The 23,973-nt window shown below is 69.1% G+C and carries 21 protein-coding genes; 7 read left to right on the top strand and 14 right to left on the bottom strand.

Going from position 1 to position 23,973, the window contains the following annotated elements:
- Positions 1 to 84: 84 nt before the first annotated feature.
- Positions 85 to 405 (bottom strand): putative quinol monooxygenase, encoded by a 321-nt coding sequence (locus tag ACT3UF_RS00525; RefSeq protein WP_444592560.1) that lies wholly within the window; start codon positions 403 to 405, stop codon positions 85 to 87.
- A 152-nt stretch (positions 406 to 557) separates the two neighbouring features.
- Here ACT3UF_RS00525 and ACT3UF_RS00520 point away from each other — a divergent pair, with 152 nt between their 5' ends.
- From ACT3UF_RS00520 to ACT3UF_RS00510, 3 genes are all read left to right on the top strand, one after another.
- Positions 558 to 1,349: an IclR family transcriptional regulator gene (locus ACT3UF_RS00520; RefSeq protein ID WP_444592561.1), complete on the top strand. Its 792-nt coding sequence runs from the start codon at positions 558 to 560 to the stop codon at positions 1,347 to 1,349.
- A 112-nt stretch (positions 1,350 to 1,461) separates the two neighbouring features.
- Positions 1,462 to 2,088, top strand: a complete 627-nt coding sequence (locus ACT3UF_RS00515) for a hypothetical protein (protein WP_441445906.1) — start codon at positions 1,462 to 1,464, stop codon at positions 2,086 to 2,088.
- On the top strand, positions 2,085 to 3,650 hold the full coding sequence (locus ACT3UF_RS00510) for a GMC family oxidoreductase (protein ID WP_444599647.1): 1,566 nt from the start codon (positions 2,085 to 2,087) through the stop codon (positions 3,648 to 3,650). The genes ACT3UF_RS00515 and ACT3UF_RS00510 overlap by 4 nt, the downstream gene beginning before the upstream one ends.
- Before the next feature lie 74 nt (positions 3,651 to 3,724).
- Here ACT3UF_RS00510 and ACT3UF_RS00505 read toward each other — a convergent pair whose 3' ends face one another.
- Entirely contained in the window at positions 3,725 to 4,540 is an 816-nt protein-coding gene (locus ACT3UF_RS00505; protein ID WP_444599646.1) for a SurA N-terminal domain-containing protein, read from the bottom strand.
- Positions 4,541 to 4,841: 301 nt separating this feature from the next.
- On the opposite strand from ACT3UF_RS00505, the gene ACT3UF_RS00500 reads away from it, so the two are divergent.
- Positions 4,842 to 5,195: a hypothetical protein gene (locus ACT3UF_RS00500; protein WP_442332321.1), complete on the top strand. Its 354-nt coding sequence runs from the start codon at positions 4,842 to 4,844 to the stop codon at positions 5,193 to 5,195.
- A 138-nt stretch (positions 5,196 to 5,333) separates the two neighbouring features.
- Here ACT3UF_RS00500 and ACT3UF_RS00495 read toward each other — a convergent pair whose 3' ends face one another.
- From ACT3UF_RS00495 to ACT3UF_RS00475, 5 genes are all read right to left on the bottom strand, one after another.
- Positions 5,334 to 6,182, bottom strand: coding sequence for a sugar phosphate isomerase/epimerase family protein (locus ACT3UF_RS00495; RefSeq protein ID WP_444599645.1), 849 nt, complete (start codon positions 6,180 to 6,182; stop codon positions 5,334 to 5,336).
- 147 nt (positions 6,183 to 6,329) lie between these two features.
- Positions 6,330 to 7,502 (bottom strand): Gfo/Idh/MocA family protein, encoded by a 1,173-nt coding sequence (locus ACT3UF_RS00490; protein ID WP_444599644.1) that lies wholly within the window; start codon positions 7,500 to 7,502, stop codon positions 6,330 to 6,332.
- Positions 7,503 to 7,680: 178 nt separating this feature from the next.
- A complete protein-coding gene (locus ACT3UF_RS00485; protein ID WP_444599643.1) occupies positions 7,681 to 9,156 on the bottom strand; it encodes an MFS transporter in 1,476 nt (491 codons plus the stop codon).
- Positions 9,157 to 9,638: 482 nt separating this feature from the next.
- A complete protein-coding gene (locus tag ACT3UF_RS00480) occupies positions 9,639 to 10,646 on the bottom strand; it encodes a transglycosylase family protein (protein ID WP_441444282.1) in 1,008 nt (335 codons plus the stop codon).
- Between the two features lie 311 nt (positions 10,647 to 10,957).
- A complete protein-coding gene (locus tag ACT3UF_RS00475) occupies positions 10,958 to 11,878 on the bottom strand; it encodes a macrolide 2'-phosphotransferase (protein ID WP_442332322.1) in 921 nt (306 codons plus the stop codon).
- Between the two features lie 116 nt (positions 11,879 to 11,994).
- Here ACT3UF_RS00475 and ACT3UF_RS00470 point away from each other — a divergent pair, with 116 nt between their 5' ends.
- Positions 11,995 to 12,654, top strand: coding sequence for a lysoplasmalogenase family protein (locus ACT3UF_RS00470; protein ID WP_441444284.1), 660 nt, complete (start codon positions 11,995 to 11,997; stop codon positions 12,652 to 12,654).
- A gap of 59 nt (positions 12,655 to 12,713) precedes the next feature.
- On the opposite strand, the gene ACT3UF_RS00465 is transcribed toward ACT3UF_RS00470, so the two are convergent.
- From ACT3UF_RS00465 to ACT3UF_RS00445, 5 genes are all read right to left on the bottom strand, one after another.
- Positions 12,714 to 14,105 carry a TerC family protein gene (locus ACT3UF_RS00465; RefSeq protein ID WP_441444285.1) on the bottom strand — a complete coding sequence of 464 codons (1,392 nt, stop codon included), beginning with the start codon at positions 14,103 to 14,105 and terminating at the stop codon, positions 12,714 to 12,716.
- 250 nt (positions 14,106 to 14,355) lie between these two features.
- Positions 14,356 to 14,682: a plasmid stabilization protein gene (locus ACT3UF_RS00460; RefSeq protein ID WP_441444286.1), complete on the bottom strand. Its 327-nt coding sequence runs from the start codon at positions 14,680 to 14,682 to the stop codon at positions 14,356 to 14,358.
- 197 nt (positions 14,683 to 14,879) lie between these two features.
- Positions 14,880 to 15,986 (bottom strand): baeRF2 domain-containing protein, encoded by a 1,107-nt coding sequence (locus ACT3UF_RS00455; RefSeq protein WP_441444287.1) that lies wholly within the window; start codon positions 15,984 to 15,986, stop codon positions 14,880 to 14,882.
- Positions 15,987 to 16,127: 141 nt separating this feature from the next.
- Positions 16,128 to 17,486, bottom strand: a complete 1,359-nt coding sequence (locus tag ACT3UF_RS00450; protein WP_441444288.1) for an NtaA/DmoA family FMN-dependent monooxygenase — start codon at positions 17,484 to 17,486, stop codon at positions 16,128 to 16,130.
- Between the two features lie 206 nt (positions 17,487 to 17,692).
- The gene (locus tag ACT3UF_RS00445; protein ID WP_441444289.1) at positions 17,693 to 18,343 is read right to left on the bottom strand and encodes a mismatch-specific DNA-glycosylase; all 651 of its coding nucleotides are present in this window, start codon (positions 18,341 to 18,343) and stop codon (positions 17,693 to 17,695) included.
- An 89-nt stretch (positions 18,344 to 18,432) separates the two neighbouring features.
- On the opposite strand from ACT3UF_RS00445, the gene ACT3UF_RS00440 reads away from it, so the two are divergent.
- Positions 18,433 to 19,041: a thymidine kinase gene (locus ACT3UF_RS00440; protein ID WP_441444290.1), complete on the top strand. Its 609-nt coding sequence runs from the start codon at positions 18,433 to 18,435 to the stop codon at positions 19,039 to 19,041.
- Positions 19,042 to 19,091: 50 nt separating this feature from the next.
- On the opposite strand, the gene ACT3UF_RS00435 is transcribed toward ACT3UF_RS00440, so the two are convergent.
- Positions 19,092 to 19,592: a hypothetical protein gene (locus tag ACT3UF_RS00435; protein ID WP_441444291.1), complete on the bottom strand. Its 501-nt coding sequence runs from the start codon at positions 19,590 to 19,592 to the stop codon at positions 19,092 to 19,094.
- A 132-nt stretch (positions 19,593 to 19,724) separates the two neighbouring features.
- Here ACT3UF_RS00435 and ACT3UF_RS00430 point away from each other — a divergent pair, with 132 nt between their 5' ends.
- A complete protein-coding gene (locus tag ACT3UF_RS00430; protein WP_444607950.1) occupies positions 19,725 to 22,964 on the top strand; it encodes a GH92 family glycosyl hydrolase in 3,240 nt (1,079 codons plus the stop codon).
- On the opposite strand, the gene ACT3UF_RS00425 is transcribed toward ACT3UF_RS00430, so the two are convergent.
- The gene (locus tag ACT3UF_RS00425; protein WP_444607949.1) at positions 22,898 to 23,752 is read right to left on the bottom strand and encodes a YwaF family protein; all 855 of its coding nucleotides are present in this window, start codon (positions 23,750 to 23,752) and stop codon (positions 22,898 to 22,900) included. The two genes, ACT3UF_RS00430 and ACT3UF_RS00425, sit on opposite strands and share 67 nt — an antisense overlap.
- Positions 23,753 to 23,973: the final 221 nt, after the last annotated feature.

Here is a 23,973-nt window from a genome sequence, read left to right as displayed (position 1 = left end):
GTAGAGGCACCGCATCGTGCGCTCGGTGCCACGAGGGGCGACGCCGCCCGTGCGCTCCGGGGCGCGCGAGCGGCGTCACCGCGATCACTCGACGGTGATCTCTCCCATCGGGCCCCAGCCTTCGCTGTCGATCTGGTGGGAGACGATCTGCGGGGTCGCCTCGAGGTACTGCGGGAACTCCTCCTGCATCTTTTTGAAGTGCGGGGAGTTCACGTGCGGGCCGGCGCCCTCATCGGTGAATGCTTCGATGAGCACGTAGGTGTTCGGCTCCTTGACACTGCGCGACCATTCGAACCACAGGTTGCCCGGCTCGGCCAGGGTGGTCTCGGTGAACTCGCTCGCGAGCTCGGGCCACTGATCGGCGAACTCGGGCTTCACCGGGAACTTCACGTTGATCAGGATCATCGAGGGGTCCTTTCAGAGAGGGGTGCGCGGCCAGCCTGCCTGGTGGTCGGCCACTGCGGTAGCCCCATTCTCGCAAGGCAAGAATCCCGCCCTGTCACAGGGCGTCTGCGGCACAATGAGCGCAGCGGCCGAAAGGCGGGAGAAGAGGCGGGATGAGCATCGTGCAGGAACTGGGCGACGGCGCCCCGATCGGGCAGATCGCCCGAGCCCTGGCCGTGCTCGAAGCCGTCGCCGAGCACGGCAGCAGCACCGCCCGCGGCATCGCCGACGCGACCGGCATCCCGCTGCCCACCGTCTACCGGATCGCCCAGGAGCTCCTGCGCGCCGACTACCTGGTCCATCTGCGAGACGAGAAGCGCTTCGCGCTCGGCTACAAGCTGCACCGGCTGGCCGTCGGCCTCCACGAGCACCTCGGAGTCCCGCGGGTCGTGCGCGAGGAGGTCCACTCCCTGCACCGCGATCTCGGGATGGCCTCCTACCTCGCCATCCACCGCGGCACCGACTTCGTGGTCGTGCACGTCTCCGACTCACCGCAGGCGCCGCGCCTGTCCCCGCTGAGCTTCGGATTCCACGAGAGCCCGCACGCCACCGCCTTCGGAAAAGTGGGGCTCGCCTCGCTGCCGCCCGAGGAGCAGGAGGCCTACCTCGCGGGCACCCCGCTGCGCGCCCACACCGACCGCACCGTCACCGACCCTGCTCAGCTGCGCGAGCAGCTCGCGGAGATCGCCGCCCGCGGCATCGCCTGGGAGCACCAGGAGTTCGTGCCCGGCACCGACTGTCTCGCCGCGACCATCAAGGCCGACGACGGCATGCTCATCGGCACCGTCGCACTGTCCGCACCGGTGGCCGCCTATGCAGGCCGGGTGCGCCACATCGAGGACCGGCTGCGGGCCTGCGCCTCCCGGGCGGGCCGCGCCTACCGCCTGGGCGCGGACCACTCCTGAGCCGGATCCGTCGGACGGTTCTCGCCCGGCGATAACGCCGATTGCCGCCGCCTCGCGCCCTCCCTAAGGTGTGCTCCAGATCACTGACAACGACGCAGTGGAAGGAGATGCCATGAGTGCTCCGCAGACGGGGGACACCGTCAACGACATCGAGGGGAGCGAGGACGCTGCCCGGACGCTGCTCGCGCTCATCCGGGCCGCATTCCCGCACGAGGGTGTGCCAGGAACCGCGTACGAGCGGGCCGCGGCCACCGTGCAGGTGGCCGCCGAGGAGACCACCTGGATGCGGGTCAAGCTCGCCCAGGGACTCGACTCCCTGCAGGCCCTGGCAGATGGCCGCTTCACCGAGCTCACCGCCCAGGAGGCGCTGCCGCTGCTGCTGCGTGTCCAGCACACCACGTTCTTCGGCTTCGTACGGCAGACGGTCGTGGTGAGCCTCTACGAGGACGAGGAGGTGTGGGAGGCGCTCGGCTATGAGGGGCCCTCCTTCCACAAGGGCGGCTACATCGACCGCGGCTTCAACGATCTGGACTGGCTGCCCGATCCACGGATCGAGGAGTACGACGGGGAGCCGCTCGTGGACGTCGTCTCCGACCTGCCCAGTGCGGCGAGCACCGCCAGCGTCCGAGGCGCCGCTGTCCCGGCCGGCCAGAGCAAGGCGCGGGCCGGCCGCACCGGCAGCAGGACGGGCAGCAAGAGCGGACACAGGAGCAACGGGAGCAAGGGAGCGTCAGCATGAGCACCATCGACCATTCCACCGAGGCCGTCGTCATCATCGGCTCCGGGGCCGGCGGCGGCACCCTCGCCTACGAGCTCACCAAGCAGGGCATCGAGTGCGTGCTCCTCGAAGCGGGCCCCTACCTGCGGGGCGAGGACTACATGAACCTCGAATGGGAGGCCTTCAACCAGATGGCCTGGACCGACGCCCGCACCACCTCCGGCAGCTGGCGAGTGGCGAAGGACTTCCCCAACCTCCCCGCCTGGATCGTGAAGGCCGTCGGCGGCACCACCACCCACTGGTCCGGGGCGACCCCGCGCTTCAAAGCGCACGAGTTCAAGGCTCGCTCCACCTACGGTCGGATCGACGGGGCGCACCTGCTGGACTGGCCGCTCACCTACGACGAGCTCGAGCCGTACTACACCCGGGCCGAGGACGCGATCGGCTCCACCCATCGCGGCGGCCGCCCGCCGCTGCCCGCGAACAACAACTACAAGGTTCTGGCCGCGGGCGCGGAGAAGCTCGGCTACCACCACTATGCGACCGGTCCCTATGGCACCAATGCCGAGCCCTACGACGGTCGCCCGGCCTCCGTCCAGGACGGCTTCAACTTCCAGGGCGACAAGAACGGCTCGAAGTGGTCGACGATGGTGCGGGAGATCCCCCGTGCGCTCGAGACCGGCAAGCTGGATCTGCGACCGAACAGCCATGTCGCCCAGATCCTGCACGACCGCGCGGGTCGCGTGGACGCCGTGCTGTATCTGGACCAGGACGGGACCCTGCATCGCCAGGCCGCGAAGGTGGTGTGCGTGGCGGGGAACTCGATCGAGACCCCGCGCCTGCTGCACCTCAGCTCGTCCTCGCTGTTCCCCGACGGGCTCGCGAACTCCTCCGGACAGGTGGGCCGCAACTACATGCGCCACATGACCGGCAGCGTGTACGCCCAGTTCGACAAGCCGGTGCGGATGTATCGCGGCGAGACGATGGCCGGGAACATCTCCGACGAATCCGTGCATGATCCCACTCGTGGCTTCGCCGGCGGCTACTACATCCAGACCATCTCGCTGGGGCCCGCGTTCATGGCCAGCTTCGTCGAGCCCGGTGCCTGGGGGCCGGACTTCACCCGGCTGCTGGATGCCTACGAGAACACCGCCGGCTGCTGGCTGGTGGGAGAGGACATGCCGCAGGAATCCAATGCGGTGACGCTCGACTCCACGGTCACCGACCAGCACGGACTGCCTGTCGCCCATGTCCGCTTCGACGACCACGCCAACGACCTGGCGATGCGGGAGCACGCCTACACCCAGGCGCAGAAGCTCTATACCGCCGTGGGCGCGGTCAGCACCCACCGCACCACCCCCTACCCCTCCACGCACAACCTCGGCACCTGCCGCATGAGCGAACGGCCCGAGGACGGCGTGGTCGACAGATGGGGCCGGGCGCACGATGTGCCGAACCTGTTCATCTCCGACGGCTCGCAGTTCACCACCGGCGCCGCCGCGAACCCCACCCTGACGATCGTGGCGCTGGCGATCCGGCAGGCCGAGCACATCGCCGACGCGCTCAAGAAGGGGGAGGTCTGAGCCGTCCCGCAGTGCACGAGAAGCGGCCGGGTCAGCTCACAGGAGCGGCCCGGCCGTCAACGTGGTGAGGGCGCTCAGACGTTCACCGTCACGTCTCCGGCCTCGCGCAGCTCGGCGGCGATGGTGGTGGCCGCCTCGTTCTGCTGTTGGGCGATCGCCTGCTGGGCGAGCTGCTCCTTGGCCTCCTCGAAGGGCGGCACCTGTGCGGTGTCGCCACCGGCCTGCTCCTGCTGCTCGACGAGCTGGTCGTACTGCGTCTTCAGCTCCTCGTCGGTGGGCTCTTCGATGCCCGCCTCCTGCTCGATGTAGGTGGTGAGCATGAACTGCGACGAGGCGTCCTTGCGCACATCCTCCTCGCTCATGCCCTGCTGCTCGAGCGCGGCTACGACCTCGTCCGCTGAACCGAGTCCGTTCTGCTGGGCGATCTCCTCGAGGGTCGCGTCGATATCCGCATCTGTCGGCTCGATACCGGCCTCGGACGCGCCCTGCAGCAGCAGCCGATTGTCGACCAGCTGATTCGCGACCTGGGTCTTCAGCGCCGCCTGGTCGACCTCTCCACCGGCGCTCTGCTGCTGCTGCATCGCCGCCTGCTGGAACTGGCCCTCGTAGATGGCGGTGAACTCGTCCTTGGTGATGTCCTCACCGTTGACGGTGGCGACGACATCCGGGACGTCGGAGACATCGGCTTCCGGCATCTGCGGCTGCTCGCCGCCCTGGCCGCCGGCGAGGGGCGAGCCGCCGCCGTCGCTGGCCGCAGGCGCCTGCCCGCCCTGATCGCTGCCGCCCGAAGGTGCAGCCTGGTCGCCGCTGCAGCCGGTCAGTGCGACCGCTGCGGTGAGTGTGAGTGCGGCGAGAGTGCGCCGGAGTGCCCGCTGGCTGGGAACCTTCACTGTGCCTCCTGAGGTGGGGGAGCGGGCGACGTTACGCCCTGAACCCTGGAACCGCGTTGCAGGTTCGCCCAGGTGGCGGTCAGGACATCGAATTCTCTGCCTGAGATGGGTCTGGAAACGGCGATGCTGTGCGGAGGCCTGACTCACACCGGCGGCGCCCATCGACCCTGACCTCTCCGGAGCCCGCCCGAGCTGCGCTCCGGAGACGGAGCGGCCTCGCCGGGCCAGCGGCGTCGCCGGTGCAATGGCCGATGGTCTGAGGGCGTGGCGTGCGGCGCCGAGCACCTCTAGGGTGTCAGCCATGGAGATGACGATTCCCGCAGACTGTGGCAACTCCCCGCGCATGACGATCGTCGCGGAGATCGCTTCGGCCTGGGCGGCGGGGGAGGAGGCGACGGTACGCGCATGGCTGCGCGAGGACGCCACCTGGTTCCTCGTCGGTGAGGACAGTCCTGTGCCCGGCGGCTTCGCAGGGCCGCCCTTCGCCGCAGAGCGAGGGGAGATCCTCATGGTGCTGAACCATGGCCGCCTCGCCGCCTGCGAGGGCTACCTGGTGCGCGGCGACGAGCGGGTCGACTTCTGCCACATGATCCGCTTCGCCGGAGCCACGAAGACGGCGCAGATTCGGGAGATCCGCACCTACCTGCAGCGCTGAGGCACCGCCGGGAACCGCAGGAACGGCAGATCGGGCGGTTCCGAGCCAGGATCCGGTCAGGATCGGCTCAGAATCGCCCGATCTGCGCTGCACGCCCGATCTGCGCTGAGAGGAGTCCCGCCGAGCGGCGGGATCGGGTCAGTAGCCGATGGACTTCAGATACTCGCGGGACTCGCGGATGCAGTCGATCGGGTCGCGGCCGAAGGTGTCGTCCTGCTCGATGAGGAAGTACTCGGCGCCGGCCTTCTCTGCGGCGGGGAGCAGCGCGGGCCAGTTCATGTTGCCCTGGCCCACCTCGGCGAACTGGCCGAGCGACAGGAAGGCTCCGTAGAACTCCTTCATGTCGATCTCCTTCGCCTCGAACTTGTCGACGATTCCCTGGGGCAGGGGAGCGACCCGGAAGTCCTTGACGTGGATCAGCTTGCAGGCGCTGCTGTAGGCCTCGAGCATCTCCAGGGGTGCCATGCCGCCGCGCTGGACCCAGTGGAGGTCCACCTCGAACAGGAGCGACGGCGCCACGCGGCGCACGATGTCGAAGATCCGCTCGCCGTCGAACTTGATGAGGTCGACGTGGTGGTTGTGGTAGCACAGCGTGATGCCCTGCTCGGCGAGGCGGGCGGCGTAGGGCTCGACGGAGGCGGCCCACTCCTCGGTGGCGGTCTTCGAGGTCATCGCTGAGAAGGGCATCATGCCGATGCGCAGGAAGCGGGAGCCGGTCTTCTCGCAGGCCTCAACGGCGCGGTCGAACTCGGTCGAGAGGGCGAAGCCGTTGCCGCCGGGCTCGATCGAGGCGCTCATCGCGGCGGTCTCGACGTTGAAGTCCGCCTTGCCGCGCACGAGATCGTCGATCAGCTCGTCGGTCATCTCCACCTGGGAGACCTCGACGGCGTCGATGTCGAGCTCGCGCACCTGGCGCAGCACCTCGTACATCCCCTTCTCGTTGATCTGGTCCTTGAGCATCATGAGCTGGAGTCCGAGGACGGGCATGGTGAGTCTCCTTCGAGTCGTGAGGGCGGCGCCGCGCGGCGCCGGAGGAACGTGATGGTGCGTGGTGCGTGGTGCGTGGTGCGTGATGCGAGCTGACGGAAGCGGCCGGGTCGGTGCCTGGAGGCACCGGCCCGACCGCTCAGCGGCTCAGGCGCGGGTGGGGAACTTGCCCTCATCCTCGATGCGCTTGTTGAGCTCGGCGAGGTACTCCTCGGCCGGGTAGTCCACCAGATCGATCTCGCGACCGGTCCAGGCCGACAGCTGCATGCCGGAGGCCAGGCGCACGCCGTTGATGCCCTCGGCGCCGTCCGCGATCAGCGGGGTGCCGTCGTTGACGTTCGCCGCGAAGTTGGTCAGGACGTCGATGTGCTGCTGGCCCCAGACCGACTCGTACTCCTTGACCTCGGTCTCGTACAGCTCGGAGGTGTCGATCATGCCCTTGAACAGGCGGCCGACGTCCTCCGCCGACATGCCGTCGCTGAGGCTGCGCTCGTCCTGCTTGAGGCGGGTGATGGTGACCTTCTTGGAGCCGTCCACGACGACCTTTCCCTTGTCGAACAGCATCTCCAGGCGGTCGGTGCCGACGATGTCGTTCGTGGAGGTGATGAAGCTGCCGGTCGCGCCGTCGCCGAAGTCGACGACCGCGTTGACCTCGTCCTCGGTGGCGATGTCGCGCTGGAAGCCGAAGGAGAGCTTCGCGAAGACCTTCTTCGGGGTGCCGCACAGCCACTGCCAGAGGTCCAGCTGGTGGGGTGCCTGGTTGACCAGCACGCCGCCGCCCTCGCCGCCCCAGGTCGCGCGCCATGCCGACTGGTCGTAGTACGCCTGCGGGCGCCACCAGGTGGTGATGATCCACGAGGTGTGGCGCAGCTTGCCGAGCTCACCGGAGGCGATGAGCTCCTTGAGGTCCGTGTAGACGGGGTTGGTGCGCTGGTTGAACATGATCGCGAAGGTGGTCTCGGGGTGCTCCGCCGCGAAGGCGTTCATCTCCTCGACCTGCTTGGTGTAGATGCCGGCCGGCTTCTCGGTGAGGGTGTGGATGCCCTTGCCGAGAGCGGTGATGGTCATCTCCGCGTGGTCGAAGTGGGGCACGGTGGTGACCACCGCGTCGATGTCACCGGAGTCCAGCATCGCGAGGTAGTCGTCGTAGAAGGGGACGTCCGGGTGCTTCTCGGCGGCGATCTCTTTCTTGGCGGGATCGTTGTCCGCGATGGCGCCGAGAGTCATGCCCGCGACCTTGCCGTCGGCGATCACGCCGGCGTACATGCCGCCCTGAGCTCCGAGGCCGATGATTCCGAGGCGGACGTTCTTCTCCGACATGGTGTCTCCGTTTCTGTGGTGGATCCCTGCGCTCCGTGAAGCGGTCGCGCGGTGAAAAGTAAGTCTGACGTGGGGTGAGGTGAGACGAGGTGGGGGAAGGGCCGGTGGGGAAAGCTCTCTCCCCACCGACCCTACTCCGGTCGACGGACCCTCGGGAGGGACCGTCGACCAGCGTGGATCAGCTCTCGGCAGCAGCCGCGGCGGCCTCGGCGTGGCGCTGCTCGAGGAGGGCGACGTTCGCGTCGACGCGCTTCTTGGACAGCGGGTACCAGAAGATCAGGGCGAGGAGCGAGACGACCAGCAGCAGGGCCGGCACGAGGGTGGACAGGTTGTAGATGCCATCCAGCACTTCCTGGGTCTGCACGACGGTCCCGCCGGTCCCGGACTCGTATCCGATCCATCCCAGGGCCCAGCCGGTCAGGCCACCTGCGATGGCCTGGCCCAGCTTGCGGGCCCAGGAGTACATGCCGTAGACGGTGGCATCGTTGCGCTCACCGGACTGGATCTCCTGGAGGTCGATCGCATCGGTGATGAATGCCCAGATCAGGATGTTCAGGCAGGACACGCCGAGCATGAGCACGGCGTAGCCGACCATGAACACGTAGGGGCTGTCGGTGCGGAGGACGAACAGGATCAGTGCGGCGATGACGGCCAGCGACATGCCGACCACGCCGACCTCCTTCTTGCCGAAGGTCTTGGCGAGCTTCGAGGCGAAGGGGACCAGCAGCAGGGTCGGGGCGAGGCCCACGAAGTTCACGAGGCTCAGCAGCTGGCCGTTGTTGAAGTACTCGTTGAGCATGTAGGGCATCATGCCGCCGAGCAGCATGAAGGCGATGAGCATGAACAGCGAGGTGGCGATCAGTCCGGTCAGTCCCCGGTTCTTCGCCATGGCGCCGAGGGTCTGCCCGAGGCTCGCGCGCTGCTCCTTGGCCTTCGCAGGTGTCGCGATGCGCTCCTCGACGTTGATGAAGCACAGCAGGTAGCAGACCACTGCGAGGATGCCGCAGCCGAGTGCGGCCCACATCATGTTGGTTCCGGAGAGCTCGGACTGGCCGTTGATCTGGACGAAGACGACGAGCGGCAGGACCACGGAGATGGCGAGGTTCGCGAGGGTGGCACCGAGGGAGCGGAACACCGACAGCGAGGCGCGCTCACCGGGCTGGTTGGAGATGACCGAGGCCATGGAGCCGTAGGGGATGTTGATCAGGGTGTAGAAGACCGAGCCCCACAGGACGTAGGTGGCGATCATCCAGCCGAGACGGGCGCCGTAGCTGCCGTCCTGCAGGAAGGGAGAGAACATGAGGAACGACGCGGTGGCGACGGGGATCATGATGCGCAGCAGCCAGGGCTTGAACCGGCCGGACCTGCCGGGCTTCAGGGTGTCGATCAGGCGTCCTGCACCGACGTCGGTGAAGGCGTCCAGGATGCGCGCGGCGAACAGCAGGGTGCCGACGTGGGCGGCGTTGATGCCCATGACGTTGGTGTAGAAGATCATGAAGAACGCGGACTGCAGGAGGAACGTGAAGTCGTTCCCGAAGTCGCCGAACATGTAGCCGATCTTGTCTCGGAAGCTGAACGGGCGCTTGGCCGTCGAGCTCGGCGAACTGGACGGGGCCATGCGGCCCTGCCCCGGGTGTGCGCTGGTGGTGCTCATCGTTGTGCTCCTTCTGGCTCATCCTTGAGTAGCTGGAGCGACCAGGCGCGGTGTGTCGCTGGTGGCTCCGGTGTGCCGAGGGTGCCGCGAGAAGCGGTGTCGGCTATGGCCCGAGTCTTGCCAGAGCGCTGAACGATTGGCCATTGTTGCCAGAGGTTGCAGTGTGGTTGCCGGGAGGTCGAATCTTGTACTACTTGGTAACGGGACTGCTGCCAGCACTTTTGCTTCGTGTCGAGAGAAGGGGTCTCTGTCACGTTGGAGGATGGAGGCCGGCGCGCCCTGGAAATTGCCGTGGGTTGCCGCGCTCCGGGTCCGGGGTCCTGCGGGCTCGCACCCATTGCGCGCTGCGCACGCGCGCGGTGCACTCGCCGAACGGCGGACGGCCGGGCCACCGGTGAGGGTGGCCCGGCCGTCCGGGGAGCTGCGGCGGAGCCGCGCGGTGGCTGCGGCCCACAGGGTGGGATCGCAGCTGCCGGGAGGGATCAGTAGAGGTTCAGGAAGGTCTGCAGGACCTCGGTGGTGTCCTCGTCGATCTCGTCGGAGCCGTTCTGGGCGGCGCCGACCTCGTGCTGGAGGCCGGCCACGGTCTTCTCGCCGATCACGCCGTCCTGACCGGTCTCGGCCCAGCCCTGGAGCGCCAGGGTGGTCGCCTCGTCCATCTCGCCGGTCTGCTCGACGTTCAGCCAGTCCTGGAGGGCCGTGATGGTCTCCGGGCCGATCTTCCCGTCCACCTCGAGGGTGCCCGCGACCGAGAGGTCGCCGCTGGCCTTGGAGCCGGGCTCGCCTGCGGACTTCTCCGGGGCAGGAGCGGACTCCTGCTGAGCCTTCGGGGCAGGATCCTGCTGTGCCTTCTCGGAGGGCTCCTGCTCGGGCTGCTGCTTCTTCTCGGTCTCCTTGGCGAAGCCGTTCTCGTCGCAGTTGTCGGCGATGCCGTCGCCGTCGCAGCTCCAGTCACCCTGGGGCTCGGTGCTCTCGCGCTCCGTTGAGCGGTTCGCCTGCTGCTCGGACTCGCGGCTCGGGGTGGAGTCCTGCTGCTTCTGCTCGGGCGCCTCTTCCTTCGGGGCCTCGTCCTGCTCGGACGGCGCTGGGGCGTCGCTGGTGCTGGCACCGCCGCTCAGGGCGGAGCCGCAGTTGGGCCAGGCGCCAGCGCCCTGCTCGGCGAGGACGCGCTCGGCCACCGCGATCTGCTGGCCCTTGGAGGCCTGGTCGGCGCTCGAGGCGTACTGCGTTCCGCCGAAGCCCTCCCAGGTCTGCTGGGAGAACTGCAGGCCGCCGTAGTAGCCGTTGCCGGTGTTGATCGACCAGTCACCGCCGGACTCGCAGGCGGCGACCTCGTCCCATCCGGTCGCGGCGTTCGCCGCGGTGCCGGTGGCGAGCATGCCGGTGGCGACGACGGCGCCTCCGGCGAGGGTCACTGCGGTGCGGGCCAGGCCTCTGCGCAGGGCAGAGGCTCGGGGGGTCGTGGTGGCGTGCGTGCTGTGCTTGGACATGAACACGTCCTCTCGCTGGTCGTGCGGGTCTTGCTGGTCTCGCGGATCCGCAGGGGCGGAGCTCGCGTCTCGAACGACCGCCACCGTAGGGGGAGAGGGGGGCCCCGGATCAAGGACCCCCGAGGGTGCTGACGGAGATTTGACCTGAGGGGAACGTGCCGATGAACCGGCAGAGCGCCCGTTACCTGTCCGTGACCTGCCGGGACGGGGCGCCCTGGGGCTCACGTCGCGCGCGGATGTGAGTCCGCTCCCGCTCTGTGACCCCGGCCACTGGGTGATCGGCGCGCCGAGGCATGGGACGACCTCGAGAGTCAGGACTCGGCAGGAGGGTTCAGCGCCGCTGCGGCGGCCTCTCGATGCGCTGCCTCCCCGGTGGTCAGCGCGAACAGCCCATAGGCGATCGGTCCGGCTGAGAACATCTCGGTGCAGTGCTCCGCGAGTCGCGGCCACGTGTGCCCGCCGCCTGCCGTGTATGCCTGGAGGGCTGTCTCGAAGGCGTCTGCCGGCGCGCTCACCTGGTGGAACATCAGATCTTTGGCGGGATCGCCGATCGCGGCGGTGGTCCAGTCGAGGATCGCGGTGATCTGGTCGTCCTCGACCAGGGTGTGGCCCGGATAGATCTCGCCGTGGGTGAGCACCGAGTGCTGCGGCCAGAAGCTGTCCTCCGCGATCCAGGCGGTCCAGCGCTCCCGCAGCGTCGCCGAGATCTCGAATTCTGCGGCGACCTGCTCGAGATCCCGCTGCCAGCCCTCACGCACCTGCCTGGGTGAGCGCACCTCGATACCGGTGGCAGCGGCCGCCTCGGTACCCACCGCATGCAGCTGGGATACGGCGGTTCCGAGCGAGGTGGCGTAGACGGGAGAAGACATGTCGACATGCCAGGTCACTGTGCCATCCCGCTCGACGCTGAGGCCGGGGGCGCCGGGCAGCAGCGGGTAGGCGATCAGCTCGGAGGTGCTGATCTGCCAGTCTGGGACCGCGATCCCCAGGTGCGGGCCGACCATCTTCAGGAGCCTCCCCTCGACCGCAGCGCGCTCGAGCACGTCGGGGCGGCGGGGTATGCGCAGCACCCAGTGCTTGCCGTCGGCGGCGCGGGCGATCGCCACCCGGAAGTCGAGTCCGATCTCCTCGGTGTGCAGGGTGGAGCCGTCGAGGTCGAGACCATGGGCGGAGCCGAGCTCCAGCAACGCGTCCAGGTCAGCGGGTGGGACGGCGGCGGTGGCAGGAGGCATCCCTGCATGGTGCCACCGCCCTCCCTCGGCGACCAGTGCTTTTGCTCTGCCGAGGCGGAACGTACTCTCGTCCTATGCGAGCAGGCACCGGCGGGACCGCTGGCGGAGGGACATCGATGCGAGCTCTGATGGGCGTCCTGGTCATGATCGGCATCATTCATCTGGCGGCGCAGTGGTTCGAGATCGGGCTGGTCGCCGAGCTTACCCAGGTGCTGCTGATGCCGCTGCTCGCCGCAGCCCTCTGGGCGGGCACGGCAGCGCCTCGTCGGCCCCTCGTGCGCCTCACCCTGATCGCCCTCGGCTTCTCCTGGCTCGGAGACACGATCCCTCGCTTCGTGGGTGGAGAGCCCGGGTTCCTCGGCATGCTGGGCAGCTTCCTGATCGCACAGCTGGTCTATGCGGTCGCCTTCTGGCCATGGCGGCATGCCTCGTTGCTGCGCCGGCCTCGCGCGGTGTGGATCTACCTGCTCGTGGCGGTGGTCGTCGTCGTGCTCTCGGCCCCCGGAGCCGGTGCGCTGCTGCCTGCAGTCATGGTCTACGCGACGGCGATCTGTGCGATGGCTCTGCTGGCCACCGGCCTGGGGCGGCTCGGGGCGATCGGTGGTGCGGTGTTCGTGGTCTCGGACTCCCTGATCGCGCTGGACGCCTTCGGAGTGCTCACGCTCCCGGCGCACAACGTCTGGGTGATGGCCACCTACCTCGTGGCACAGGTGCTGGTCGTGGTCGCGGTGCGCCGGGCGGCCAGCGGAGCGCCCGCACCTTCCCGACGTCCCTGACGGAGAACGGGCGCCCCTCGGGGAGTCCGAAGGACGCCCGCTCACCGGACTGTTGCAGCTCAGCGCCTGCGCGCTGCGACGTGGTCGTCCCGGGCCTGCTCGCGCTCGCGGCGCTTGGCCTCCTTCGTCGCGCGGGCCGCCTGCTCCTCTGCGACCGTGATGACGTTGCCGCTGGGATCCGTCGCAACCGAGCCGTCGGCACGGGTGACCACCAGGTCCCCGGGCTGCTCGTCGGAGCGCTCGCCGCGTTCTTCCTGCTCGGCCCGGTGCTCATGGATCCGGTGGGCGTCCGCCAGGAGCTCCCGCACGTTCTTCTCCGCCACGACCATGGCCTCATACTTCACGGGCAGGGCGTCGATCCTCTTCTCGTGCGCGATCATCTGGTCGTAGATCCCCTGGCGCCGTTCCTCGAAGGACGTATAGGACATCTCGATGTACGCCTTCGCCTCCTGGTGGGCATTGTTCACGGCCGCCTGCGCCCGGCCCTTGGGTGACAGCAGGGAGGCGAGCACCGTGACGGTGAGAACACCGAGGATGACGCTGAGGGAGAACCCGGTCGTGATCTCCGGGACGCCATGGAACGGCTCACCGCCGTTGACGAAGGGCAGTTCGTTCTCGTGCAGGGCGTGGAAGACGAGCTTCACGCCGATGAACGCGAGGATGATCGAGAGGCCGTAGGAGAGGTACACCAGGCGGTCCAGGAGACCGTCGATGAGGAAGTACAGCTGGCGCAGGCCCAGCAGCGAGAACACGGTCGCGGTGAACACGATGTAGGTGTTCTGGGTGAGGCCGAAGATCGCCGGGATCGAGTCGAGCGCGAACAGCAGGTCGGTGGCGCCGATGGCGATCATCACCAGCAGCATCGGGGTGAGCACCCGCTTGCCGTTCTCGATCGTGAAGAGCTTGTCGCCGTCGAACTCGTCCGTCGCGGGGAGGAACTTCTTGATCACGCGGACGAAGAAGCTCTCCTTCTCCTCCTCGCCGGAGTCGTCCTTCAGCTCATCGACGATCATCTTCACCGCGGTGATCAGCAGGATCGCGCCGAAGGCGTAGAACACCCAGGAGAACGCGTCGATCGCGGCGGCACCGATCGCGATCATGCCGGAGCGGGCGATGATCGCGAAGGTGATGCCGAACAACAATACCTTCTGCTGGTCCTCGCGCGGGACCGCGAAGGCGCCCATGATCACGAGGAACACGAAGAGGTTGTCCACCGAGAGCGCCTTCTCGGTGACATAGCCGGCGAAGTACTCGCCGCCCATCGTGCCGCCGCCGACGAGGAGCACCCCGACACCGAACAGCAGCGCGATCCCTACGTAGATGGAGGACCAGATCGCGGCTTCGCGCAGAGTGGGGATGTGCGCCTTGCGCACATGGAAGAAGTAGTCGAAGGCCAGCAGGCCGAGGACCGCCACGATCGTGAGGATCCAGACGAGCGGGGAGACAGTCATAGGAGAGCTTTCCTGGGTCGAGTTCTGACCCGAGTCTCTCCACCCGTCGATCTGCTCGACGGGCCGCTGCGCCCGGAGGTCCGATGACGGTCCTCGTGATGACGTCCGCAGCGTGGCGGATACTCCCCCGTTGCCATCTCGCACCGTACTGCTGGTTCCTGGGCGGGGAGTGGGAGCGGCGCCGACATCGGCTGCCGGACGTCAGCGGCGAGAACAGCGGACGTGCTGCGACCCGGGCGTGGCATCAACCTCACCGATCCTCGACGGCGTCCTTCAGCTCGTCCTTGTCCATGGTCGAGCGTCCTTCGACCCCCTGACGCTTTGCATCGGCGTAGAGCTGCTCCTTGGTGCGCCCCTGCGCCCCGGAGTGGGAGCGCTGGCCGCCCCGTTCGGAGGGGGACTTGTCCTGCGTGGAGGTTCGGCTCGCCTCCTCGGACTCGCCCTCTTGGGCACGAGTCTTGTTCACGGTGCGAGCAGCGATCTCCTCCGCCTCATCCTCGGAGCTGCCGCTCTCGATCTGACTGTCCTTGATGTGCTCGTACTGGCGTTCACGCTTCGAGCTCCAGGCCTTGGGCATGGTCACTCCTGCTCTCATCGTCGCTGTGCTGTGCTTTCAGCGGGCGGGCTGCCCGCGGGCCCCCATCCTCACGCAGTCCGCGTACGAGGGCGAGGCTGGGAACCGAACGGTCGACATCCCCGGGGCAGGAGCGGCCCGCCGACCGACGGCCGGTGCGCAGGCGCCCCGACCGTCGGTGGACCGTTCCTCGGCCGCGATCACTCGCGGCGAGCATCTCCGGACATGGATCCGATGCTGTTGGACGGGGTGGTCTCATCGCGCCAGCGCAGCAGCGCCCCGACACCCTCGGGGATCCCGTCGGCATCCTCCGGGAGCGCGGAGATGGCCGCATCGGTGGCGAGCGCACCGCGCAGAAGCTCCTCGATACCCGCCGGCTCGTGGCCGGCGACGAACAGGAGCTCCTCGACCTGTCCGCGGGAGAGGGCCTGCCAGACCTCCGCCGCACCGCCGACCGAGGCGCCGTCGCGGGCCTGGCTCTCCCGGAAACGGGCCGCGAGCTCCCGTTGGCGGGCCGCGATGAACTCGTCGGTGACCAGGCGCAGCTCCTCGCGGAACGGGCCGCGGTCCAGCGCGACGCCGCGGCTTGCGCCTTGGACCTCCACCAGGCGCTCCCGGGTCTCCCGGCCCAGTGCCTCGCGCAGCAGACCGATCGCACGGACATCACCGCTGACCATCACCATGTCGACCTGGCGCTCGCGCAGGATCTTCTCGACCGAGCCGGCGACGGCGTCGGCGTTGCGCTCCCAGGAGTCCTCGACACGGGCCTCGTAGTTGTCCGCTCGCCAGCCGTGCTGGGCCCCGCCTCCGAGGCTCGCCTTGTGGAGCACGTCGTGGCCGCCCTCGACCGTCGAGTCCTCGCCCAGCCCATTGGTCCCATGGCTGATCGAGGGATTCTCCGGGGAGCGCAGGTGCAGGTCCGCCCCTGCGCGGTCCACCACGATCAGCAGCTGGCTGACCGCGAACGGGATCAGCCGGAGCAGGGGGAGCAGCGTGGGGAACTCCCCGCGGTGGGCGGATTCCTGCAGCGGCGGCACGGGCAGCACCCGGTCCACCAGGATCTCGGTGTCCGAGGCGAAGAGCGAGCGCCCATGGCGACCGCCCAGTGGTGAAGGGCTGAGGACGGAGTCCTCGATCTGGGTGAGCAGGACCTGCGGGGCGCCCTCCGCACCGAGCCGGGAACGCAGCTGTGCCCACCTCGCCTCGAGCTCGCCGGCGGCCTGCGGATCGGTCCGCGTGGTGTCGAGATGGACCGAGATCAGGGGACCGGTCTGGTCCAGGACAGGAGTGAGCCAAGGCAGTTTCACAGGTGACCTCCAACATGCTCTACGTGCGGGGGAGCGAGCACCCTTGCTCGGCCTCGTCGCCCCGCCTGGGTCCGCTCAACACTTCCACGCGCGCCCGGTCGCCGCAAGCAAACGGCCGGATCCGGCCCCGCCCATCGCCACTCAGACCCCGTGATCCGTGAAGGCGCCCCGGAACTGCGCGGCAGGATGCTCCGCCGGGAGCCGGTCGCTCCCGCTCAGCCGACGGCGCAGAGTGCCCTCCAGCTCGGGCAGGCGGCCGCGCTCCCGCAGGATCGGGGAGACCAGCTCCGCGAAGTCGCGCACGGTGTCGAAGGAGTGGTACTGACGCAGGTTGATCCCGTCGATGCCCTCCACATCGAGCCAGTGCTCGATCGCATCCGCGACCACCTCCGGCGTGCCGGCCACGAAGAACCTGTCCTGCCAGGCCTCGTCGACGGCGTCCAGCAGCTCGCCGACGGTGGAGGAGAGACCGCGCCGGCCCACCGGGGTGTCCGCCGGCAGGCCCTCGGCCTCGAGCGCCTCGGCGATGGTCCGCTCCCGCGGGTGCTCGAGCGCCCGGATCGGCACCGACTGATGCACGAGCATGCCCTCGATCGAGCGGTGCTCCCGGTAGAGGGCGAGCTTCGCGTCGACCTCCTCCTGGGTGCTGGCCGTGATCACCGCCGCCTGCACCACGAACTTCGGAGCTGCGGGATCGCGGCCGGCCTCCGCAGCGGCGGCGCGCACGGCCGGGACGGTGCGCTCGAGCAACGGGCCGTGGGTGAAGACCAGCTCGGCATGGCGTCCGGCGCGCAGGGCACCCGCGGGGGACGCAGTGGCGAGGATCAGAGTCGGGGTGCGCTGCGGGGAGGGCTCGGAGAGATGCGGGCCGGCGACGGAGAAGTTTTCGCCGACATGGTCGATGCGGTGGACCTTGGTCGGGTCCGCGTAGGTACCGGCCTCGGCGTCACGCACCACGGCGTCCTCCTCCCACGAGCCCTCCCAGAGCTTGTACACCACCTCGAGGTACTCGTCGGCGATCTCGTAGCGGTGATCGTGCTCGATCTCGTCGGCGAGCCCGAAGTTGCGCGCAGCGTTGGGCAGGTAGGAGGTGACGATGTTCCACCCGACCCGTCCATCGGTGAGGTGGTCCAGGGTGGACATGCGCCGGGCGAAGGCGAAGGGCGGCTCGTAGCTCGTGGAGAAGGTGATGCCGAAGCCGAGGCGTTCGGTGACCGCGGCCATCGCGGGGACCACCAGCATCGGATCGTTGTTGGGGATCTGCAGCCCCTCCCGCAGGGCGGTCTCGGCGGAGCCTCCGTAGGTGTCATAGGCACCCACCACATCGGCGAGGAAGATCGCGGTGAAGCCGCCGGATTCGGCGATCTGTGCGAGCTCGGTCCAGTACTCGAGGTCGGTGTAGCGATGGCGGTTGTTGCCGGGCAGCCGCCACAGCCCGTGGGTGATATGGCCGACGCAGTTCATCTCGAACAGGTTCAGGATGAGGGGCTTGGGGGACACGAGGGCTCCATTCGTCGGTCAGGGATGCTGCCCTGCACGATCCGCCCTGCGGCCCCGCCGCGCACGTCCTGTGAACGACGGTGACCGGGGAATTCGACGGCGCCCTCTACGTCGACGCACTCGTTCCTGCGGCGTCATGATTCACCGGGGCCACGGGAGCGACGCATCCCGGGACCCTCGGGGATCGCCCGGCCTGCTGAGGGTGATCAGCTCTCGTCGTGGTGCTGGACGCCGGCGCTGCGGGCGACCTCGCGCCAGTTGTCGGCGAGCGATGCCACGGAAGCATGGGCGTTCAGCCCGCTCGGCTGCGGCACCACCCACAGCGCGACGCTCGCAGGCCAGCCGGCGACCGTGGCGGGGTCCTGGAGCCCGAGCCGGGCCTTGGGCAGCGAGTAGGCGGAGCGGAATGCGGTGATGCCCGCGATCGCGACGGCCTGCGGTCGCAGCTGCTCGAGCCGTGCGATCAGCTGCGTCCCGGACCGTTGCAGCTCTTCACGCCCCAGCTCGTCGGCGCGCACCGTGGCGCGACCGATCAGATTCGTGATGCCGATGCCGCGTCGGTGGAGATCCTGCTCGTCCTCGGGAGCCAACCCGCGGGAGGCATCGACCAGGCGGGAGGTGAGACCGGCCCTGTGCAACGAGGGCCAGAACCGGTTGCCGGGCCGGGCGAAGGGAGCGTTGACCGCTGCGGTCCAGAGACCGGGATTGATGCCGACGATCAGCAGCCGCAGCGGCGGGTCCAGCGCCGGATCGGGCAGCACATCGTCGATCGAGTCCGGATCCGGGGTGGCGAAAGCGGCGAGGTCCTGCTTGGTCGGCTTCCGGCCCGCGAGGGGGGAGGGGCGCCGTGTGCTCATCCCGGCACTGTACTGCGGAGCGCGGGCGCGATGCACTGCGGAGCGCGCGCTCTGGGTGGGGCTCTGCGGGCCGCGCGTACGCTGAGGACATGCGCCCCATGGAGGCAGGACGACTGCACGTGATCGCGGGTCCGATGTTCGCTGGCAAGACCGAGGAGCTGCTGCGGAGGGTCCATCGGGCCCGGTTGGCCGGGCTGCGGGTGGAGGTGGTCGGCCACCTTCTGGATGAACGCGGCGGCGCGGACCGGCTGAGCTCCCACGCCGGGCGCTCGCTCCCCGCGCGCATGCTCGAGCATGCCGAGGAGCTGCAGGTGCCGACCGGTGAGGACAGACCCCACATGGTCGCGATCGATGAGGCCCAGTTCTTCGGCCCGTCGATCGTGCCGGTGATCGAGAGGCTGCTCGACGCCGGGATCCAGGTGGAGGTCGCCGGGCTGTGCATCACCTACGACGGTGAGCCCTTCGCCCCGCTGCCCACGCTGATGGCGCTCGCCGAGGAGGTGGTGAAGCTGACTGCGGTGTGCACCGTCTGCGGCGCGGATGCGGCCTTCCACACCCGGCTCGTCGATGACGGCTCCGATGCTCAGCGGATCACCACCTTGCAGGTCGGTGGCGCCGAGTCCTATCAGGCGCGCTGCCGCAGCCATCGCTGGAGCACTGCCCAGCCGCTCGGGGGGAACGCCACGCCGCTCGGGTGACACGCCTGCCGCGCGGAGGAACCGTCATGCCGTTCCGAGGAACGGCCCGCTCAGGTGATCGGCTCGGCGCCCGGCTCGACGACTTCGATGCCGTCCAGGTCCCACTGCCCGTCGATGCGCCGCACGTAGTAGCGCAGCTGGACCTCGGCGTCGTCCCCATTCGAGGAGAACGACTCGGTGACCTCGAAGATCGCGTATCCCTGCCGGTTGATGCGCTCATCGACCTGATAGTCGATCGAGGTGATCCCGCCCAGCGCCTCCTCGAAGATCGAGCAGCTCGTCAACCCGGTCGCGTCGCGGTACTCCTCCGTGGTGGAGTCCATGAACAGCTCGCAGTCCGTGGTCTCCAGCGAGGTGTAGAAATCCTCGAGAGTCGACTGCGGGTTACCGCGGGTGAGCACCTGGAAGGCGATGAAGATCGCGAAGGCCGCGATCACCAGCAGACCGACGGCGGCGACGCCGGCGACCAGCAGCCAATGCCACATCGGGCGCTTGGGCCGACCGGGTCCCGAGGACAGCGGGCGCCCCTGCTGCGGCTGTGCGTAGACCATGACTTCTCCCCGGGTTCGTGTGGCGTCTCCGGTCAGTATCCCGTACTCGGCACTGCCGTGCGATGGGGAGCACTCCCCACTCCCGGGCCTGCCTGGCCCGCGAGAGGACGGGCAGTCGATAGCCTGGCGTGCATGATCGTCACCGCAGACCAGGGACCCGTGGGATCACCGACCAGCAAGGACGGCGCCGGGCTGCGGGCACCGTCCGCCCTGCGGTACGCAGGGAGCGCCGGTGAGGGCGCCGAAGCCGTGGCACCTGTCCTCCCGGGTCTTCGGGAGCTGACGGGCCGCACCATCGCCCCCGGTGATGTCCTGCGCTGGTTCGTGCACCCTGCGCTGGATGCGGCCCAGACCTGGGGGGCGACCTATGTGGCTCTCGATCTGGTGCTCGACGATGGCAGCCGGCTCTCGGACATCGCGCCCCGCGACCAGTACGGGACCCTCGCCACCGCCCGCGGACTCGGCGACGGGAAGATCCTCTACGCGGACCAGTGGAATGACGTGCAGTTGAGCCTGGAGGATCTCGTCGGCCGCACGATCACCGAGGTGCTGATGGTGCTCGACGCCCCGGCGGATCCCGAAGGTGACCTGCTCGAGGAGATCGGCGGGCCGGATGCTTCGCGGGTCGCCGACGGCGCGATGCTCACCGGCTGGATCGACGGCCCGTACCTGGGGGCTCCGCGCGCGGATCCGCCCCTCGAGGACCCGGTGGCCTGGGTCGACACCCGGCGCGGCAGCCATGCCTCGAGCGAGTTCTCCCGCGGGAACACTCTGCCGCTGACCGCACTGCCCAACGGCTTCGCTCTCTTCACTCCGGCGACCGACGCGCGCACCCGGCGGTGGGTGTACGAATACCACCGCGCGAACGGTCCGGACAACCGCCCCCGGCTCCAGGGCATGGCGCTGTCCCACCAGCCCAGCCCTTGGATGGGGGACCGTCACCAGCTGATGATGATGCCGCTGCTCGGCGCGACGCCGGATGCGAGCCCAGCGGCCCGGGCCCGGGCCTTCGACCATGACCGGGAGACCGCACGGCCGGACCTGTACGAGGTGCTGCTGGACGGCGGCATCACGCTGCGCCTGGCACCGACAGACCACGGCGCGATCTGTGAGATCGACCTGCCGGAGCAGAGCGAGGCGCCGCACCTGCTGGTCGAGGGAGTCGACCAGCACTCGCGGGTCGATGCGGCGGGATCCGTCTTCGACGGCCGCCTGCACGCATGGGTCGACTCCTCCCCGGCACTGGGTCAGGTCCGCACCGAGGGCGCCACCCGCATGTACCTGCTGGGGCAGGTGGATCCCGCGCCGGTCTCCGTGGACCAGGCCCGGGGTGACAGCAGAGGCAGCGTGCTGACCTTCGCCCCCGGCACCCGTCGGGTCACGGTCCGGCTGGTCACCAGCTATCTCGGTCTCGAGCAGTGCCGGCGCACGTTCGGCCAGGAGCTCGCCGAGCGCACCTTCGAGGAGATCCGAGCTGCCGCCCACGCGACGTGGTCCGAGCGGCTGCAGGTGATCGACGTGCCGGATGCCGCTCCCGCCCAGCGCCGCACCCTGTACGGCAACCTCTATCGGCTGAACCTCTATCCCACCTCGCATGGGGAGAACGCGGGCAGCCTCGAACGTCCTGAGCCGGTCCACGCGAGTCCGGTGCTGCCGGTCAAGGGCGCCCCTACCGCGACTCGCACCAATGCCCAGGTGCTCCCGGGGAAGATGTACGTCAACCACGGGTTCTGGGACACCTATCGGACGTCCTGGCCGGCCTATGCGCTGCTCTATCCGCAGCTCGCCGCCGAGCTCGCGGACGGCTTCATCCAGCAGTACCGCGAGGGCGGTTGGATCGCCCGCTGGTCTGCGCCGGGCTATGCGGACTGCATGACCGGCACCAGCAGCGATATCGCCTTCGCAGACCTCCACGTCAAAGGGGTCCCGCTGCCCGACCCGCTCTCCGCCTATGAATCGGGACTGCGTCACGCCACCGTGGCGCCGCCCTTCCCCGAGGTGGGGCGCAAGGGCAATGAGCGGGCGGTGTTCACCGGCTATGTCGACACGGACACCGAGGAGTCCGTGTCCTGGGCGCTCGAGGCGCACATCAACGACGCGGGACTCGCCGCCCAGGCGGAGCTGCTCGCGCAGCGCGCCGAGGCCGACGGCAAGGCGGTGGCGGCAGGGCAGCTGCGCGAGGAGGCGCGCTATCTTGCGGCGCGCAGCCTGAACTACCCGTTGCTGTTCGACCCCGCGATCGAATTCTTCCAGGGCCGCCACGCCGACGGCGCCTTCGCGCAGAGCCCCGAGGAGTATGACCCTCGCGTCTGGGGCGGGGACTACACCGAGACCGACGGCTGGAACTTCGCCTTCCACGTCCCGCATGACGGGGAGGGGCTGGCCACCCTGTACGGCGGCCGCGAGATGCTGCGCGGACGGCTCGAGGAATTCTTCGACACCCCGGAGCGGGCAGACCGACCGGGCAGCTACGACACGGTCATCCACGAGATGGTCGAGGCGCGCGCAGTGCGGATGGGCCAGTTCGGGATGTCGAACCAGCCCTCGCACCACATCCCCTTCCTCTTCCACCACGTCGGAGCACCCGAGGAGGCGTCCCGGATCGTGCGAGAGGTGCACCGCCGGCTCTTCGTCGGCGAGCAGATCGGCCAGGGCTACCCGGGTGATGAGGACAACGGCGAGATGAGCGCCTGGTGGCTGCTCACAGCGCTGGGCCTGTACCCCCTGCAGCTCGGAACCGGCCGCTACCACCTGGTGGCGCCGCTGTTCCCCCGCGCCACCGTGCATCCCCTGGGCGGGACCCCGTTCTCCATCACCACCCAGGCGGAGGATCCGCAGGACACCTGCATCACCGGCATGACCGTGGACGGCCGGGAGCACCGCGACTCCTGGATCGACCACGCGGACCTGCGCGGCCGCCTGCACCTGCGCCTCGCCGCGGAACCCGCGGACTGGGGAGGGATCCCCCCGTCCCCGAGCACGCCGGGGGAGCGGCCGCAGCCGCTGCGCGATCTGTTCGCCGCCGACCCCTCGGACCCGCTGCACGATGACGACTCCCGCACCGAGCGCGCCTTCGGAACTGCGAGCGCGGTGATCGAGCTGCCGGAGCTGGGCGAGCCGCAGCAGGCCCGATTCCTCACCCTGACCTCCTCTGCGCAGACCGGCGGGGACCCGATCGCCTGGCGCCTCGAGGGATCGGACGACGGGCGCGACTGGACGGTGCTCGACGCCCGTTCCGCGCAGAGCTTCCGCTGGCGCCGACAGACCCGCCCCTTCGAGATCGCGAACCCCCGGCCCTGCCTCCATCACCGCCTGGTGGTGACGGTCTCTGAGGGGCTGCTCCGGCTGGCGGAGATCGAGCTGCTGGCCTGAGGAGCCTGAGACGCGAGCGGGCGCCTGAGGACACCGCCACGGCCGGAGAGCGGGATGCCTGAACGCCGGTCGCGCAGCGCCCACGGCCAGGTCATCAGCGCCCAGACCGCCGCGATCAGCACCGCTTCGACCAGCAGGTACTGCGGCCATGGGCCGAGCAGGTCCAGGATCGAGGGCCCTGCGGGAGCCCGGTTGAGGTAGCCGTAGTTCGCGCCGGTCAGAGCATTGCCGGTGAAGGCGATCACCGCCCACGCCGCCGTCACCGCGTAGGCGAGTCCGTAGCCCCGCCAGGTGGGCCGATAGCCGAGCCCCCAGATCAGCACCAGAGGTGCCAGCAGTCCCGCCCCATGCGCGATCCAGTACTGCGTGAACTCCAACGGGATCCACACGAAGTAGTTCACATCCGGCGTGAGCACGGACTGCAGGTTCAACGTCAGGCCCCAGAACCAGCTGACCACGAGCGCCCACCGGGCCTGTGTGATCAGGGCCAGTGGCACGAGGAACCGCAGCGCGTCGGAATAGTGCAGCGGCAGGGATTCATGGAGGTTCCAGGCCCAGGGCATGAAGCCCCACGACGTCCAGAACACGGCGTTGGCGAGCAGCACCCAGCCTGCGATGCGGAGCACCTGGTCCACGCGCTGCGGTGCTGAGCGGCGGGCCCAGAGGACCAGCGCGAAAGCGGCGAGCACGAGCAAGGCGAGCATGGTCAGGTGGGCCGCGCCGTAGGCGGGCATGTGCCCGAGGGGCCCCGCGGCCAGCAGAGCGCCTGAACTGTGGCTCTCCGGCATCTCTGCTCCTTGCGCTCCGGCGAGTGCTCCGGCCGCTCTCGAGGGCCGACGTCGTCGGTCTGTCGTCTTCGCTCCGCCACAATGGTGGGCCAGCACAGGCACTCTGTTCGAGCATACGGAAGCTCCCCGCCGCGGCGGGGAGCTTCCAGTCGAGAGAGGTGTGCACCGAAGGTCATGCTCGGTGGGCGTGCTCGGAAGAGGGGAGGAGTCCGGCTCAGCCG

It is taken from the genome of Brachybacterium sp. AOP24-D1-21 (genome assembly GCF_052378665.1).
Taxonomy (GTDB): Bacteria; Actinomycetota; Actinomycetes; order Actinomycetales; family Dermabacteraceae; genus Brachybacterium.
The sequence above is the reverse complement of the archived record's forward strand: the minus strand, read 5'-3'. Positions and strand labels throughout refer to the sequence as shown.

Coding starts and splice junctions, on each gene's coding strand:
- ACT3UF_RS00440 (WP_441444290.1), top strand. CDS start 18,433: ATGCGCCCCATGGAGGCAGGACGACTGCACGTGATCGCGGGTCCGATG.
- ACT3UF_RS00435 (WP_441444291.1), bottom strand. CDS start 19,592: ATGGTCTACGCACAGCCGCAGCAGGGGCGCCCGCTGTCCTCGGGACCC.
- ACT3UF_RS00445 (WP_441444289.1), bottom strand. CDS start 18,343: ATGAGCACACGGCGCCCCTCCCCCCTCGCGGGCCGGAAGCCGACCAAG.
- ACT3UF_RS00430 (WP_444607950.1), top strand. CDS start 19,725: ATGATCGTCACCGCAGACCAGGGACCCGTGGGATCACCGACCAGCAAG.
- ACT3UF_RS00425 (WP_444607949.1), bottom strand. CDS start 23,752: ATGCCGGAGAGCCACAGTTCAGGCGCTCTGCTGGCCGCGGGGCCCCTC.
- ACT3UF_RS00490 (WP_444599644.1), bottom strand. CDS start 7,502: ATGTCGGAGAAGAACGTCCGCCTCGGAATCATCGGCCTCGGAGCTCAG.
- ACT3UF_RS00475 (WP_442332322.1), bottom strand. CDS start 11,878: ATGCCTCCTGCCACCGCCGCCGTCCCACCCGCTGACCTGGACGCGTTG.
- ACT3UF_RS00470 (WP_441444284.1), top strand. CDS start 11,995: ATGCGAGCTCTGATGGGCGTCCTGGTCATGATCGGCATCATTCATCTG.
- ACT3UF_RS00480 (WP_441444282.1), bottom strand. CDS start 10,646: ATGTCCAAGCACAGCACGCACGCCACCACGACCCCCCGAGCCTCTGCC.
- ACT3UF_RS00500 (WP_442332321.1), top strand. CDS start 4,842: ATGGAGATGACGATTCCCGCAGACTGTGGCAACTCCCCGCGCATGACG.
- ACT3UF_RS00520 (WP_444592561.1), top strand. CDS start 558: ATGAGCATCGTGCAGGAACTGGGCGACGGCGCCCCGATCGGGCAGATC.
- ACT3UF_RS00510 (WP_444599647.1), top strand. CDS start 2,085: ATGAGCACCATCGACCATTCCACCGAGGCCGTCGTCATCATCGGCTCC.
- ACT3UF_RS00515 (WP_441445906.1), top strand. CDS start 1,462: ATGAGTGCTCCGCAGACGGGGGACACCGTCAACGACATCGAGGGGAGC.
- ACT3UF_RS00495 (WP_444599645.1), bottom strand. CDS start 6,182: ATGCCCGTCCTCGGACTCCAGCTCATGATGCTCAAGGACCAGATCAAC.
- ACT3UF_RS00525 (WP_444592560.1), bottom strand. CDS start 405: ATGATCCTGATCAACGTGAAGTTCCCGGTGAAGCCCGAGTTCGCCGAT.
- ACT3UF_RS00460 (WP_441444286.1), bottom strand. CDS start 14,682: ATGCCCAAGGCCTGGAGCTCGAAGCGTGAACGCCAGTACGAGCACATC.
- ACT3UF_RS00485 (WP_444599643.1), bottom strand. CDS start 9,156: ATGAGCACCACCAGCGCACACCCGGGGCAGGGCCGCATGGCCCCGTCC.
- ACT3UF_RS00465 (WP_441444285.1), bottom strand. CDS start 14,105: ATGACTGTCTCCCCGCTCGTCTGGATCCTCACGATCGTGGCGGTCCTC.